Here is a 13055-nt window from a genome sequence, read left to right as displayed (position 1 = left end):
TCATGATAATAGGGCCTTCTGATTAGAAGGCCCTATTATCAATGATTTTTATCCTCGTGACGACACTATCTAGTCGATAAGCGTCTTTTTTTGTTGTCGAAGGTCTTCTTCGATGCCTTCCCGCACATCCTGAGGGATCTTAAGGGCATCACCTAAAGCACCGAGATAGCTGCGTTCCATAAAATGGTCGATATCAATAGCAGCACAGCTCAGGAAGTACACTTCCAGCGCTTCTTCTTCATTCCTGATGCCTGAGGCAAGACGCTGTGGATCCAGCGGCTGTTCAATCGCTTTCGCAATCAGCGCTCTGCCCTGCTCTTCGATACCCGCTTCACGCAGTTGGTGTTCGATGGCAGCGCGTTCTTTGCCATCAATATGTCCGTCACTTTTCGCGGCAAACACCAGGGCCAGAATCAGACGTTCTGTTCGCTCATCTACAGACGAGCTCTGTTGACCAAACTGCGCTTCCCCCTGATGGGCTGTACGCACTTTGTCTTTGTACTTATTCCACAGGACCGTGCCCGCAACAGCCCCGCCGCCAACGAGTAGTGCGCTGGTACCGTATTTGGTCAGCAATTTACGGGAGGATTTACTGGCAACCAGCAAACCGGCCAGCCCGCCCAGCGCTCCGGGTACCAGTAATTTGCCGAGGCCCTGAGCGTCGGAAGATGATGGCTGGCCCTGTTGGCCAAGAAGTGACTGCAGTTGGTTCAACCAGTTCGACATGATTCCCCTCACTTAACCGTTTCGTAAACGATCAGCGTAAGCGAGGGGGTGTCAGGAAATGTCTAAAACAGCAAAAGATGAGAAAAGGTAGCAACTTTAGCGCGACAGATATTCTGCCTTTCCTGCTTTACAATCGATTTTAACGAGATAGTGAATATCTGCGCTCTTGCCGCGAACGGTCAACGGAACATCCCATTGATCGTTATTACCCCGAATGTCTTTCGGGCTGACCCAGGCAACAGGATCCGCTTGCCCAAGTTTCTTTTGATCGTATGCCCAACGCACAATACGATTTTGCAAATAATCGCGTTTAACGCTCGGAGCAATCCCTTCTGCGCTCATACCTTCGCAGGTAGGAAATTTGACCGTTTTGTCGCTGGCAGCGGATGCTGCCATGCTACCCGCCAGTAATAATGTACCCAGCACAACCCCTGCTATCTTCATGCTTTTCTCCTGTGCCTAATGCCCAATCAAAGCATGGTACAAATTACTGGCAGTGCAAGCCGGGATCAGGCCGCGGTACGTTTAGCTTTTGACTTAATGTCTACCGCGTCGGATGAATCGGCTTCGGCATCATCCTGGCTCGCTTCTGGCGCGGCGTCCTGCGCCTCTGCACCCGGCAATTTACCGGATTTCAGGATATGGCTGAGTACATCTTTCTGTTCAGCCAGCCAGAGCGCCATTTGATCGCGCTGGTCGTCTTCAAGCGTCACTGGCGCTTCGCCCAGCCAGCCTTCAAGTACCTCGGCCAGGTCGAGCATTTTATCGTAAGCGTCAGCTTCCTTTTTGCTGGCAAAAGACATTTTTTCCTCACCTTCACGAATCACAACATACTTGACTTCAACCGCCATGATGCAGCCCCTTAACTGTATTTATATACAGTATAATACTGCGACATTTATGAGAGTGCAACTCATAAAAGACAGACGCAAACGTTTTCGTATATACTGCCGCCAGGTTTTTTTGAAGGTCAAACTGCTATGACTCTGTTAGGTACTGCGCTGCGTCCGGCGGCAACTCGCGTGATGTTATTAGGTTCTGGTGAATTAGGCAAAGAGGTGGCGATTGAGTGCCAGCGTCTGGGCATTGAAGTTATTGCCGTGGATCGTTATGTCGATGCACCCGCAATGCATGTGGCACACCGTTCGCATGTCATTAATATGCTTGATGGTGAAGCCCTAAAGGCTCTGGTGGCGCTGGAGAAGCCGCACTTTATCGTGCCGGAAATTGAAGCCATTGCCACTGACACGTTGCTGGAACTGGAAGCACAAGGACAGCATGTTGTACCCTGCGCACGGGCAACTAAACTGACCATGAACCGCGAAGGCATCCGTCGCCTGGCCGCAGAAGAACTTGCGTTGCCGACATCAAGCTACCGTTTTGCCGACGGAGAGGACGCGTTCCGCCAGGCTGTCGATGACATTGGCCTGCCCTGCATCGTGAAGCCGGTTATGAGTTCCTCCGGTAAAGGTCAGAGCTTCATTCGCAGTGCCGATCAACTGGCGAAAGCCTGGGAGTACGCACAACAGGGCGGCCGCGCGGGTGCGGGTCGCGTTATCGTTGAAGGTGTGGTGAATTTTGATTTTGAAATCACCCTGCTGACGATCAGCGCAGCAGATGGCGTGCATTTCTGTGCCCCGGTCGGCCACCGTCAGGAAGATGGCGATTACCGCGAATCCTGGCAACCACAAGCGATGACCGATCTGGCGCTGGAACGCGCAAAAGAGATCGCCAGTAAAGTTGTGCTGGCGCTTGGCGGTTACGGGTTGTTTGGCGTTGAACTGTTTGTCTGCGGTGATGAAGTGGTCTTTAGCGAAGTCTCCCCGCGTCCGCACGATACCGGTATGGTGACGCTGATTTCTCAGGATGTTTCAGAATTTGCCCTGCATGTTCGCGCATTCCTCGGCCTGCCGATTGGGCTGATTCGCCAGTACGGTCCGTCTGCCTCTGCGGTGATCCTGCCAGAGTTGAAAAGCCAGAACGTCACCTTTGATAACGTACAAAATGCTGTCGGTGCTGGTCTGCAACTGCGTCTGTTTGGCAAGCCGGAAATTGACGGCACGCGTCGTTTAGGCGTTGCGCTGGCAACGGCAGATACTGTTGAAGAAGCTGTTGAACGGGCGAAAGCAGCAGCGGCCTCAGTGAAAGTCAGCGGGTAACACGTTTATTTATCCCCAATGCTGTTTTAACTCATTGGGGATAAATATAACGTTTTCATTTATATTCCACGCGATAAATCACCTTTCCATTGTCTTTTCCACCCGTCACCTCGCCAGTTTTTATATATCGGGCATAAAGAGGGATTTTCATGATGGCATTCGTGCCAGCAACTATCTCGCCGGTCATAAATTGCGGCGAGAATTTTACCGGGGTCGGGGTTGTCGTGTTAGTCGTAGAAAGCTGGATACCCACGCCTGTCGCACTGTCCTCCCCACTGGCAATCGCTACAATTCCGTTGGTGCTATCAAGAATATCGCCCGTGCCATTGGCGGGCACAAGTGTTAAGTTCCAGAGAGCTGGTGTCGTTATTGTCCCACCATTTGTCACTAAACCACCGCTGCTAAAGCGGGTGATATTGTACTTGTAAGCCTGAGCCCCACCGTAGTTGCAGTTGATCAGATTGATGGAAGCGTCCACCCAGGCCGTCACCGGTGTGGCAGTTGTAATACTTGCTGCCGAGTGTTTACCCAAATCCACTTTTTTACTTGCTTCAGCCAGTGTGCAGGTGGCCTGGGTAAACGCAATCGTTCCGGTTAAAACAGGCTGGAAAACAACGACAACACTGTTCGGCGAATTATAACCGCCAACAACCGACTCAAGCTTCGGTAAACCAACAAGGTTTAAAGAGCCAGCGGTGATTGCGCCTGTTTTGATAAAAATGTAAGTGATATTGGTAGTTGCAGGAGAGAGGTTACATGATGAGTTTTTACAGTCGTAAGCATAACCATACTTCGTACCCAGCGTGACGTCACCCGCTGAACTTGTTCGGATGACCATACCGACACCCTCCGTTCCTGTTTCATAAACCACGCCTAGCGGAGAAGTGAATGATGACCGGGCAGGCTCAGTGCCACCAATAAATCGTCCCATCGCATAATAATTACTCGCCACTGTACTATTATTACAGTTAATACGAATGTAGACATGACTGTCATGACGAGCCGTTATTCGATACAGTTCTGTGCCGTCAGCAATATCTTTGGGTATGCGAATCGCACCTGGACTGGGGGCGGCATTCATTTTAATGACTGAACCCGCGGGCTGGTCGCCCCATGACTGGGGGGCGAGCCAGCAAGAGGCATTAGCTTTTAGCGGAAAACTTATTGCGCCAGTCACCACCAACAACAACCCCAACCGACTCCACCAGTTTATTCTGATCACCATCATCCACTCCCTGGTTTATTGTGTAACCGCGTCATAAATTTGTGTCGCACCATTATCATCTACCCATGTCACATCAATCGGGGTCGATGCTTTCAGCGGTAGCGGAAAATCCCGCGTCTTGCCCGGCTCAATCATCTCCACCGACCATATCCCTGCCAGGCTTTCCACCGACACCAGTGATACATGCCAGGCTGTCGGGTTTGTCACCATTACCCCCCGCGCGTGACTGCGCCAGACCAGTTCCTCTACCGCTTTATTTGGATCTCCTCGTAACCCTGCCGTACGATAAAACACCTTAATCCGGGACTGCAGCGCGACCTGCAGGCGATTCTTTTCCTTTGCAGGAGATTTTACCGGCACATCCAGAACATTGAGCCATAATACCGACTCACGATTGGCAGGAAGTGCCGCAACATTGACCACGCGCAGTCGCAGCGTTTTCGTGCTGTCGGCATCCACACGGGTTATCGGAGGTAAAATCATAAACGGAGTTTGTACCGTTGACGGATCGGCCTGCGCATCACCGTTATCAATCCAGCTTTGTACCAGCACAGGTTTACTGCTGCGGTTGGATATTGGCACGGTCACTTCACGATCGCGGGTGTTATAAATCACCCGCGTATTGTTCATCACAATACTGGCCTGTGTCTGGCAGGTGATTAACATTGCCAATAGACTGATACAAAAAATATTCCGAAACATTCCCTTGCTCCCGTAAAATCCGGGACGTCCTTTCGACGCCAAAAAGCTGACATTGTGCAAAGGCGAAGAATATAAAAGCGGACACGAGAAAAAATAAGCTTATTGAAGAGACAAGTCTGTCTGGAATGAACGAATAAAAAAACCGGCACGTATGAAGGTACGTGCCGGTTGCTTATTTCATTCGGGATATTTCACCCGAAAGGCCAATTACTTCGCGCCTTCTACTGCTTCGCGAGCCAGTTTAGTGATGCGGTCATAGTCGCCTGCTTCCAGCGCCTCGGCCGGAACCAGCCAGGAACCACCGATACACAGCACGCTTTTCAGTGCCAGGTAGTCGCGGTAGTTAGCCGGGGAGATACCGCCAGTCGGGCAGAAACGTACCTGAGAGAACGGACCTGCAATAGCCTGTAGCGCTTTGGTGCCGCCGTTTGCTTCTGCCGGGAAGAATTTGAACTCTTTCAAACCGTAGTCCATGCCCAGCATCAACTCTGAAACAGTGCTGATACCCGGAATCAACGGGATGGTGCCTTCGGTTGCGGCTTTCAGCAGCGGCTCGGTCAGACCCGGGCTGATCGCGAACTGCGCGCCCGCTTCAGTGACTTCTTTCAGCTGCTGCGGGTTAAGCACGGTACCCGCACCGATGATGGCGTCCGGCACTTCTTTTGCAATCGCGCGGATCGCGTCCATGGCACATGCGGTACGCAGTGTCACTTCCAGCACGCGCACACCGCCTGCAACCAGCGCTTTCGCCATCGGGACAGCGTGCTCCAGTTTGTTGACAACGATAACCGGCACTACCGGGCCAGTTTTCAGGATTGCTTCTGCACTCGTTTTCCAATTTTTCATCAGAATTATTCTCTCGCCTGAACTAAAAATCTTGTCGTTTTAAAAAGTAATGCAGGTCGCGCCCTGCTCCGCACCGGAAAGTTTTTCTCGCAGTGCGCCAAACAGTTCACGCCCCGTGCCAACGCGCGCAGCACTCAGGTCAGGAATATGCGGCTGACGTGCAGCAAGCTCGTTATCATCGACCAGTAGCGTCAATTCGCCGGTCTGTCCGTTTACACGGATGATGTCGCCATCACGTACTTTCGCCAGCAATCCGCCGTCATACGCTTCGGGTGTCACATGAATCGCTGAGGGCACTTTACCTGATGCGCCGGAGAGTCGTCCATCTGTAACCAACGCAATTTTGAAACAGCGGTCCAATAATACACCAAGTGGCGGCATAAGTTTATGTAATTCTGGCATGCCGTTCGCTTTTGGTCCTTGATGACGCACCACCACAACACAATCTTTGTTCAGCAATCCGGCATCAAAGGCCGGTAACACGTCATGCTGGCTCTCAAACACCATCGCCGGCGCTTCAATGACTTGATATTCAGTCGGCACGGCAGAGGTCTTCATTACCGCGCGTCCCAGGTTACCGCTCAGCACTTTAGTACCGCCATGACGAGAGAACGGTTTTTCAATCGTGGCGATAACATCTGCATCCAGAGAGGCCGTCGCTCCTTCGCGCCAGTCCAGCTCGCCGTTATTGAGCCACGGCTCCATGGTGTAACGAGAGAGGCCAAAACCGGCCACCGTATTGACATCTTCGTGCAACAATCCGCCTTTCAGCAGTTCACGCAACAGCACCGGCACGCCGCCCGCGGCCTGGAAGTGGTTAATGTCCGCCGGACCGTTCGGGTAGAGTCGCGCCAGCAGCGGTACGGTTTCCGACAGTTCAGAGAAGTCATCCCAGTTAATGATGATGCCCGCCGCACGCGCCATCGCCACCAGATGCATGGTGTGGTTAGTAGAGCCGCCGGTTGCCAGCAGCGAAACGATACCGTTAACCACCACTTTTTCATCAATCATTTTGCCCACCGGCATCCACTCACTGCCGTTACCGGTCAGGCGAGTCACCTGGCGAGCAGCAGCAGAGGTCAACGCTTCACGCAGCGGCGCATCCGGATGGACAAAGGAAGAACCCGGCAACTGCATACCCATAAACTCAACGACCATCTGGTTGGTGTTGGCCGTACCGTAGAAAGTACAGGTACCCGGCGCGTGATAAGAGGCGGCTTCGGATTCCAGCAGCGCCATACGGTCAACTTTGCCTTCGGCATAGAGCTGGCGAATACGCACTTTTTCTTTGTTTGCCAGGCCACTGGCCATCGGGCCTGACGGAATAAACACCGCTGGCAGGTGACCAAACGACAAAGCGGCCATGGCAAGGCCGGGAACGATTTTGTCGCAAACGCCGAGGAATAACGCGCCATCGAACATATTGTGCGACAGGCCTACCGCTGCCGACATAGCGATCACTTCACGGCTGAGCAGCGAAAGCTCCATCCCGTCCTGGCCTTGCGTAACCCCATCGCACATCGCCGGTACGCCGCCCGCAACCTGGCCCACCGCATTCACGGAGTGCAGCGCTTTGCGGATGATGTTTGGGTAGGCTTCGTAGGGCTGATGTGCGGAAAGCATATCGTTGTAGGAGGTGATGATGCCGATATTGTTACGCAGCATACTTTTGAGCGAGGCTTTGTCTTCAGGCTGGCAGGCGGCAAAACCGTGGGCCAGGTTGCCACACGCCAGTGAGGAGCGGTGTACGGTTTCACTCCTCGCCTGATTGATGCGTTGGAGGTAGGCAGTTCGGCTTTCGCGCGAGCGTTCAATAACACGATTTGTTACGCGTAACAATACTGGATTCATAAAGGCTCCTGAAATTTATCTGTTCGGGACGGCGGTATTGAGGAGGTTCTTAGCATGAGAAATTCAGCTGAAACGCCGGTATACCGCGCCCAAAGGCAAAATCACTGGAGCCAGTGTAATAAAAAAAGCTCCGCTGGTGAATCCAGTCGGAGCTTGAAAGTTGAAATATTGACCTGATTTCTGTGTTAGATCATGTTACCGGTAAAACCACGTAACATTCACAACAACCTGGTTACTCAAATTCGTTCCAGGAACGGCCATCGCGGGTGATCATCGCCACAGAGGCAACCGGTCCCCAGGTTCCTGCCTGATACGGTTTCGGCGAGTCGTTGTCCATCGCCCAGGCTTCGGTGATGGAGTCGACCCACTTCCACGCCTCTTCCACTTCATCACGACGCACGAACAGCGCCTGAATGCCGCGCATGGTTTCCAGCAGCAGACGCTCGTAGGCGTCCGCCAGATGCGATTCGTTGAAGGTTTCGGAGTAGCTCAGATCCAGCTTAGTGGTCTGCAGGTTGTGTTTGTGATCCAGCCCCGGCACTTTGTTCAGGACCTGGATATCCACCCCTTCGTCTGGCTGCAGGCGAATGGTGAGCTTGTTCTGCGGCAGATCCTGCCAGGATTCTTTGAACAGGTTGAGCTCAGGCGTTTTGAAATAGACCACGACTTCTGAACACTTCGTCGGCAGGCGTTTACCGGTACGCAGGTAGAACGGCACGCCCGCCCAACGCCAGTTATCAATATCCACGCGAATGGAGACGAAGGTTTCGGTGTTGCTGGATTTGTTCGCGCCCTCTTCTTCCAGATAGCCCGGCACTTTTTTGCCCTGGGCAAAACCGGTGGTGTACTGACCACGGACGGTTTTCTCACGCACGTTCGAGCGATCGATACGACGCAGAGATTTCAGTACCTTCACTTTTTCATCGCGGATGCTGTCAGCCGTCAGATCTGACGGCGGAGACATAGCGATCATGCAAAGAATTTGCAGCAGGTGGTTCTGGATCATGTCGCGCATTTGACCGGCCTGGTCAAAGTAACCCCAGCGACCTTCGATACCCACTTCTTCCGCAACCGTGATTTCCACATGATCGATCGTGCGGTTATCCCAGTTGTTCACAAACAGGGAGTTGGCAAAACGCAGCGCCAGCAGGTTCAGGACCGTCTCTTTGCCCAGATAATGGTCAATACGGTAAACCTGGCACTCTTCGAAGTATTCGCCCACCTGGTCGTTGATTTCACGAGAAGTCGCAAGCGAAGTTCCCAGCGGTTTTTCCATGACAACGCGCGCAGGTTTAGCGTTCAGCTTAGCCTCGCCCAGGCCTTTGCAGATAGCGCCAAAGGTGCTGGGTGGCATAGCAAAATAGTTGATGGTGGTGCGATTTTTCTGGTCAAGCAGGGTGCCAAGGCGTTTGAATGCTTTGGTGTCGTTGACGTCAAGGTTGCAGAAATCCAGGCGGCCGCTCAGCGTATCCCATAAGCTTTCATCGATTTTTTCTTTCATGAAAGTTTCGAGCGCTTCACGCACCACTTTGGTGTAGGTTTCTTTATCCCAGTCGGCGCGTCCGACACCCAGGATACGCGTATCCGGATGGATCTGACCCGCTTTTTCGAGTTGATACAGCGAAGGCAGCAATTTCCGGCGTGCGAGGTCGCCTTTCGCGCCGAAAATGACCAGGTCACATGCCTGGGTTGTTTGCGTTACCGCCATGTCATTCTCCTCAGTTGGCTATCCTGGTGCTTATGCCAGGTTTTCGTTGTAATTTTATTACACTGCACTGTACTGCTTTTACGTAATTCCCGAAACCGCTAACGCTTGTCTGCACGTGCGTTCTTTCGTCTGTCGGCGAAAATCTGGTTTTTCGCCCTGAAAATGCTGGATGTTTGCCTGATACACAGCGGATAAAACCCGACTGTGATCATGTAATGAAAAAAAACAACAACATTTAATATTGTGACTTACCTTTCTTTTTCGCAGAAAGGTATATTCTTGCTAAAACGCATCACGATTTCACCCTTCTGTGGAATCGTTTCACTGATGAGCGATTCGTTAATAATGAATATGCTGGAAAAAATCCAGTCTCAACTGGAACACCTTAGCAAATCCGAGCGCAAAGTGGCGGAAGTGATTCTCGCCTCACCCGATAAAGCCATTCACTCCAGTATCGCCGCCCTCGCCCAGGAAGCGGGCGTCAGCGAGCCGACGGTGAACCGATTTTGCCGCAGTCTGGAGACCCGCGGGTTCCCGGACTTTAAATTGCACCTGGCGCAGAGTCTGGCAAATGGCACTCCCTATGTAAATCGTAACGTCGACGAAGATGATAGCGTCGAGGCCTATATCGGTAAAATTTTCGAGTCGGCGATGGCCAGCCTCGATCATGTGCGCCAGTCACTCGATATGACGGCAGTCAACCGCGCCGTGGATCTGCTGACGCAGGCAAAGAAAATCGCCTTTTTCGGTCTTGGCTCGTCCGCCGCCGTGGCGCACGATGCGATGAACAAATTTTTCCGCTTTAACGTACCAGTCATTTACACCGACGACATTGTGCTGCAACGCATGAGTTGTATGAATTGTAGTGACGATGACGTGGTTGTGCTGATTTCTCATACCGGACGGACAAAAAGTCTGGTTGAACTGGCGCAGCTGGCACGTGAAAACGATGCCATGGTCATTGCCCTGACGTCAGCAGACACGCCGCTTGCCCGGGAGGCTACCCTGGCCATCACCCTCGACGTCCCGGAAGATACCGACATCTATATGCCAATGGTGTCACGTCTGGCGCAGCTCACGGTGATTGACGTTCTCGCCACCGGCTTCACATTGCGACGTGGCGCAAAATTCAGGGATAACTTGAAGCGTGTCAAAGAAGCACTCAAAGAATCGCGCTTTGATAAGGAGCTCCTTCTCCGGAGCGACAAACATTAATAGACCGATAGCAATAACAAAGTTGTAACATCTTACGCAGTTCGGTTAAATTCTCACTTTGAAAACTTAACTGAATCCATGTTCACGCAACACCTGGTTGTTTTAGACAACGGAGTATTACATGTCCAGAAGGCTTCGCAGAACCAAAATCGTTACCACCTTAGGCCCGGCCACTGACCGCGATAATAATCTCGAGAAAATTATCGCCGCAGGCGCTAACGTGGTACGCATGAACTTCTCACACGGCACACCGGAAGATCATAAATTACGTGCTGACAAAGTGCGTGAAATTGCGGCAAAACTGGGACGTCATGTAGCTATTCTTGGCGATTTACAAGGACCGAAAATTCGCGTGTCCACGTTCAAGGAAGGCAAAGTATTCCTCAACATTGGCGATAAATTCCTGCTCGATGCCAACCTTGGCAAAGGCGAAGGCGATAAAGAGGAAGTCGGTATCGACTATAAAGGTCTGCCTGCTGACGTGGTACCGGGCGATATTCTTCTGCTCGATGATGGCCGCGTACAGCTGAAAGTGCTGGAAGTCCAGGGCATGAAAGTGTTCACCGAAGTCACGGTGGGCGGTCCGCTGTCTAACAATAAAGGTATCAACAAACTGGGCGGTGGCCTCTCTGCAGAAGCACTGACCGAGAAAGACAAAGCGGATATCGTTACCGCTGCGCTGATTGGCGTGGACTACCTGGCCGTCTCCTTCCCGCGTTGCGGCGAAGACCTGAACTATGCTCGCCGCCTGGCGCGCGACGCCGGCTGCGACGCCAAAATTGTCGCAAAAGTAGAGCGTGCAGAAGCCGTTTGCAGCCAGGAAGCAATGGATGACGTGATCCTTGCCTCCGACGTCGTGATGGTTGCCCGTGGCGACCTGGGCGTTGAAATTGGTGACCCGGAACTGGTCGGCATCCAGAAAGCCTTGATCCGCCGTGCGCGTCAGTTGAACCGCGCAGTCATCACCGCCACGCAGATGATGGAATCGATGATCACTAACCCAATGCCGACCCGCGCAGAAGTGATGGACGTGGCGAACGCCGTGCTGGATGGTACCGATGCGGTCATGCTCTCCGCGGAAACCGCGGCAGGCCAGTATCCGGCAGAAACCGTTGCGGCAATGGCGCGTGTTTGTCTGGGTGCCGAGAAGATCCCAAGCATCAATGTGTCAAAACACCGTCTGGATATTCAGTTCGATAACGTGGAAGAAGCAATTGCTATGTCGGCGATGTATGCGGCTAACCACCTGAAAGGGGTTACGGCGATTATCTCCATGACGGAGTCTGGTCGGACGGCGCTGATGACTTCCCGTATCAGCTCTGGCCTGCCGATTTTCGCCCTGTCCCGTCACGAACGCACCCTGAACCTGACCGCGCTGTATCGTGGCGTGACGCCGGTCTATTTCGATAGCGTGAACGAAGGTGTAGTTGCGGCTAATGACGCGGTCAATCTGCTGCGTGACAAAGGCTACCTGATTTCTGGCGACCTGGTGATTGTCACCCAGGGCGACGTCATGAGCACCGTGGGTACCACCAACACCACGCGTATTCTGACCGTCGAGTAAGTCGCGCGTTAAAAGAAAACCCCGCCAGCGCGGGGTTTTTTTATTTCTTCGGGAACAGCTCTTTTCGTCTGTATGGCTCAGTCTCACCCGGTTTGCGTGTTTTCAGCAGTTTTAAAATCCAGGTGTATTGCTCAGGATGCGGGCCGACAAACACTTCAACCTCTTCGTTCATACGACGGGCAATGGTGACATCATCTGCGGTCAGCAGATCATCCATCGGCGGGCGCACCTGCACAATCAGCCGATGCGACTTCGCGTCATATACCGGAAACAGCGGCACAATGCGCGCACGACACACCTTCATCAAACGGCCAATCGCCGGCAGCGTGGCTTTATAGGTCGCAAAGAAATCGACGAATTCGCTGTGCTCAGCGCCGTGATCCTGATCCGGTAAATAGTAGCCCCAGTAGCCCTGGCGCACGGAGTGAATAAAGGGTTTGATACCATCGTTACGCGCGTGCAGACGCCCGCCAAAGCGGCGACGTACCGTGTTCCAGACATAATCGAACACTTTATTGCCCTGATTATGGAACATTGCCGCCATTTTCTGCCCCTGCGAGGCCATCAGCATGGCCGGGATATCGACGCCCCAGCCGTGCGGAACCAGGAAAATGACGTTTTCGTTGTTGTCGCGCAGCGCATCGATGATTTCACGCCCCTGCCACTCGACGCGTGGCAGGATCTTCTCTGGCCCACGCAGCGCCAGCTCCGCCATCAGCACCATCGCCTGTGGCGCGGTGGCGAACATCTCATCGATAATCGCTTCGCGTTCTGCTTCTGATTTATCCGGGAAGCAGTACAGCAGGTTGATCTGCGCACGCCGACGCGCGCTTTTACCGAATTTTCCGGCAAGACGCCCCAGAGCCCCCAGCAGCGGATCGCGCACAGACGCAGGGATCATCGCCACGCCCGCAAACGCAAACACGCCTATCCATGCGCCCCAGTAGCGCGGATGGCGAAAGCCTTCTTCAAATTCGGGAATGTATTCAGTATTGTTTTTCTTCGTTTCCATGCATGTTCCGCAGGCAAATATTCAAATAAGCAAAGTGAGAATAGTGT

Annotated in this window: 12 protein-coding genes; 3 read left to right on the top strand and 9 right to left on the bottom strand. The window is 52.8% G+C overall.

Annotated features, from left to right (window positions below):
• Positions 1–69: 69 nt before the first annotated feature.
• The 3 genes from ACSZPU_RS09185 to ACSZPU_RS09175 form a co-directional block, all read right to left on the bottom strand.
• On the bottom strand, positions 70–726 hold the full coding sequence (locus ACSZPU_RS09185; RefSeq protein WP_498997799.1) for a tellurite resistance TerB family protein: 657 nt from the start codon (positions 724–726) through the stop codon (positions 70–72).
• Between the two features lie 96 nt (positions 727–822).
• A complete protein-coding gene (gene yebF / locus ACSZPU_RS09180) occupies positions 823–1170 on the bottom strand; it encodes a protein YebF (protein WP_498997797.1) in 348 nt (115 codons plus the stop codon).
• Positions 1171–1235: 65 nt separating this feature from the next.
• On the bottom strand, positions 1236–1577 hold the full coding sequence (locus ACSZPU_RS09175) for a YebG family protein (RefSeq protein ID WP_498997795.1): 342 nt from the start codon (positions 1575–1577) through the stop codon (positions 1236–1238).
• Positions 1578–1706: 129 nt separating this feature from the next.
• Between ACSZPU_RS09175 and purT the strand changes: the two genes are divergently transcribed.
• Complete coding sequence (purT, locus tag ACSZPU_RS09170) at positions 1707–2885, top strand: formate-dependent phosphoribosylglycinamide formyltransferase (RefSeq protein WP_498997793.1); 1179 nt, start codon at positions 1707–1709, stop codon at positions 2883–2885.
• Positions 2886–2940: 55 nt separating this feature from the next.
• Here purT and ACSZPU_RS09165 read toward each other — a convergent pair whose 3' ends face one another.
• From ACSZPU_RS09165 to zwf, 5 genes are all read right to left on the bottom strand, one after another.
• On the bottom strand, positions 2941–4113 hold the full coding sequence (locus ACSZPU_RS09165) for a fimbrial protein (RefSeq protein WP_498997791.1): 1173 nt from the start codon (positions 4111–4113) through the stop codon (positions 2941–2943).
• 12 nt (positions 4114–4125) lie between these two features.
• Positions 4126–4740, bottom strand: coding sequence for a fimbrial biogenesis chaperone (locus ACSZPU_RS09160; RefSeq protein WP_498997805.1), 615 nt, complete (start codon positions 4738–4740; stop codon positions 4126–4128).
• A gap of 279 nt (positions 4741–5019) precedes the next feature.
• Positions 5020–5658: a bifunctional 4-hydroxy-2-oxoglutarate aldolase/2-dehydro-3-deoxy-phosphogluconate aldolase gene (gene kdgA, locus ACSZPU_RS09155; RefSeq protein ID WP_498997788.1), complete on the bottom strand. Its 639-nt coding sequence runs from the start codon at positions 5656–5658 to the stop codon at positions 5020–5022.
• A 39-nt stretch (positions 5659–5697) separates the two neighbouring features.
• Positions 5698–7509, bottom strand: coding sequence for a phosphogluconate dehydratase (edd, locus tag ACSZPU_RS09150; protein WP_498997785.1), 1812 nt, complete (start codon positions 7507–7509; stop codon positions 5698–5700).
• A 232-nt stretch (positions 7510–7741) separates the two neighbouring features.
• A complete protein-coding gene (gene zwf, locus ACSZPU_RS09145) occupies positions 7742–9217 on the bottom strand; it encodes a glucose-6-phosphate dehydrogenase (protein ID WP_498997783.1) in 1476 nt (491 codons plus the stop codon).
• Between the two features lie 345 nt (positions 9218–9562).
• Between zwf and ACSZPU_RS09140 the strand changes: the two genes are divergently transcribed.
• Positions 9563–10432, top strand: coding sequence for a MurR/RpiR family transcriptional regulator (locus ACSZPU_RS09140; protein ID WP_498997803.1), 870 nt, complete (start codon positions 9563–9565; stop codon positions 10430–10432).
• Positions 10433–10553: 121 nt separating this feature from the next.
• On the top strand, positions 10554–11996 hold the full coding sequence (pyk, locus tag ACSZPU_RS09135; RefSeq protein ID WP_498997781.1) for a pyruvate kinase: 1443 nt from the start codon (positions 10554–10556) through the stop codon (positions 11994–11996).
• A 40-nt stretch (positions 11997–12036) separates the two neighbouring features.
• Here pyk and lpxM read toward each other — a convergent pair whose 3' ends face one another.
• A complete protein-coding gene (gene lpxM / locus ACSZPU_RS09130; RefSeq protein ID WP_498997779.1) occupies positions 12037–13008 on the bottom strand; it encodes a lauroyl-Kdo(2)-lipid IV(A) myristoyltransferase in 972 nt (323 codons plus the stop codon).
• Between the last annotated feature and the right edge of the window lie 47 nt (positions 13009–13055).

Source organism: Phytobacter sp. V69 (assembly GCF_965644215.1).
Taxonomy (GTDB): domain Bacteria; phylum Pseudomonadota; class Gammaproteobacteria; order Enterobacterales; family Enterobacteriaceae; genus Phytobacter.
Note: the sequence above shows the minus strand (reverse complement) of the source record. Positions and strands in the feature narration are given on the sequence as shown.

Coding starts and splice junctions, on each gene's coding strand:
- zwf (WP_498997783.1), bottom strand. CDS start 9,217: ATGGCGGTAACGCAAACAACCCAGGCATGTGACCTGGTCATTTTCGGC.
- ACSZPU_RS09160 (WP_498997805.1), bottom strand. CDS start 4,740: ATGAACAATACGCGGGTGATTTATAACACCCGCGATCGTGAAGTGACC.
- lpxM (WP_498997779.1), bottom strand. CDS start 13,008: ATGGAAACGAAGAAAAACAATACTGAATACATTCCCGAATTTGAAGAA.
- ACSZPU_RS09185 (WP_498997799.1), bottom strand. CDS start 726: ATGTCGAACTGGTTGAACCAACTGCAGTCACTTCTTGGCCAACAGGGC.
- ACSZPU_RS09140 (WP_498997803.1), top strand. CDS start 9,563: ATGAATATGCTGGAAAAAATCCAGTCTCAACTGGAACACCTTAGCAAA.
- edd (WP_498997785.1), bottom strand. CDS start 7,509: ATGAATCCAGTATTGTTACGCGTAACAAATCGTGTTATTGAACGCTCG.
- yebF (WP_498997797.1), bottom strand. CDS start 1,170: ATGAAGATAGCAGGGGTTGTGCTGGGTACATTATTACTGGCGGGTAGC.
- ACSZPU_RS09175 (WP_498997795.1), bottom strand. CDS start 1,577: ATGGCGGTTGAAGTCAAGTATGTTGTGATTCGTGAAGGTGAGGAAAAA.
- kdgA (WP_498997788.1), bottom strand. CDS start 5,658: ATGAAAAATTGGAAAACGAGTGCAGAAGCAATCCTGAAAACTGGCCCG.
- pyk (WP_498997781.1), top strand. CDS start 10,554: ATGTCCAGAAGGCTTCGCAGAACCAAAATCGTTACCACCTTAGGCCCG.
- ACSZPU_RS09165 (WP_498997791.1), bottom strand. CDS start 4,113: ATGATGGTGATCAGAATAAACTGGTGGAGTCGGTTGGGGTTGTTGTTG.
- purT (WP_498997793.1), top strand. CDS start 1,707: ATGACTCTGTTAGGTACTGCGCTGCGTCCGGCGGCAACTCGCGTGATG.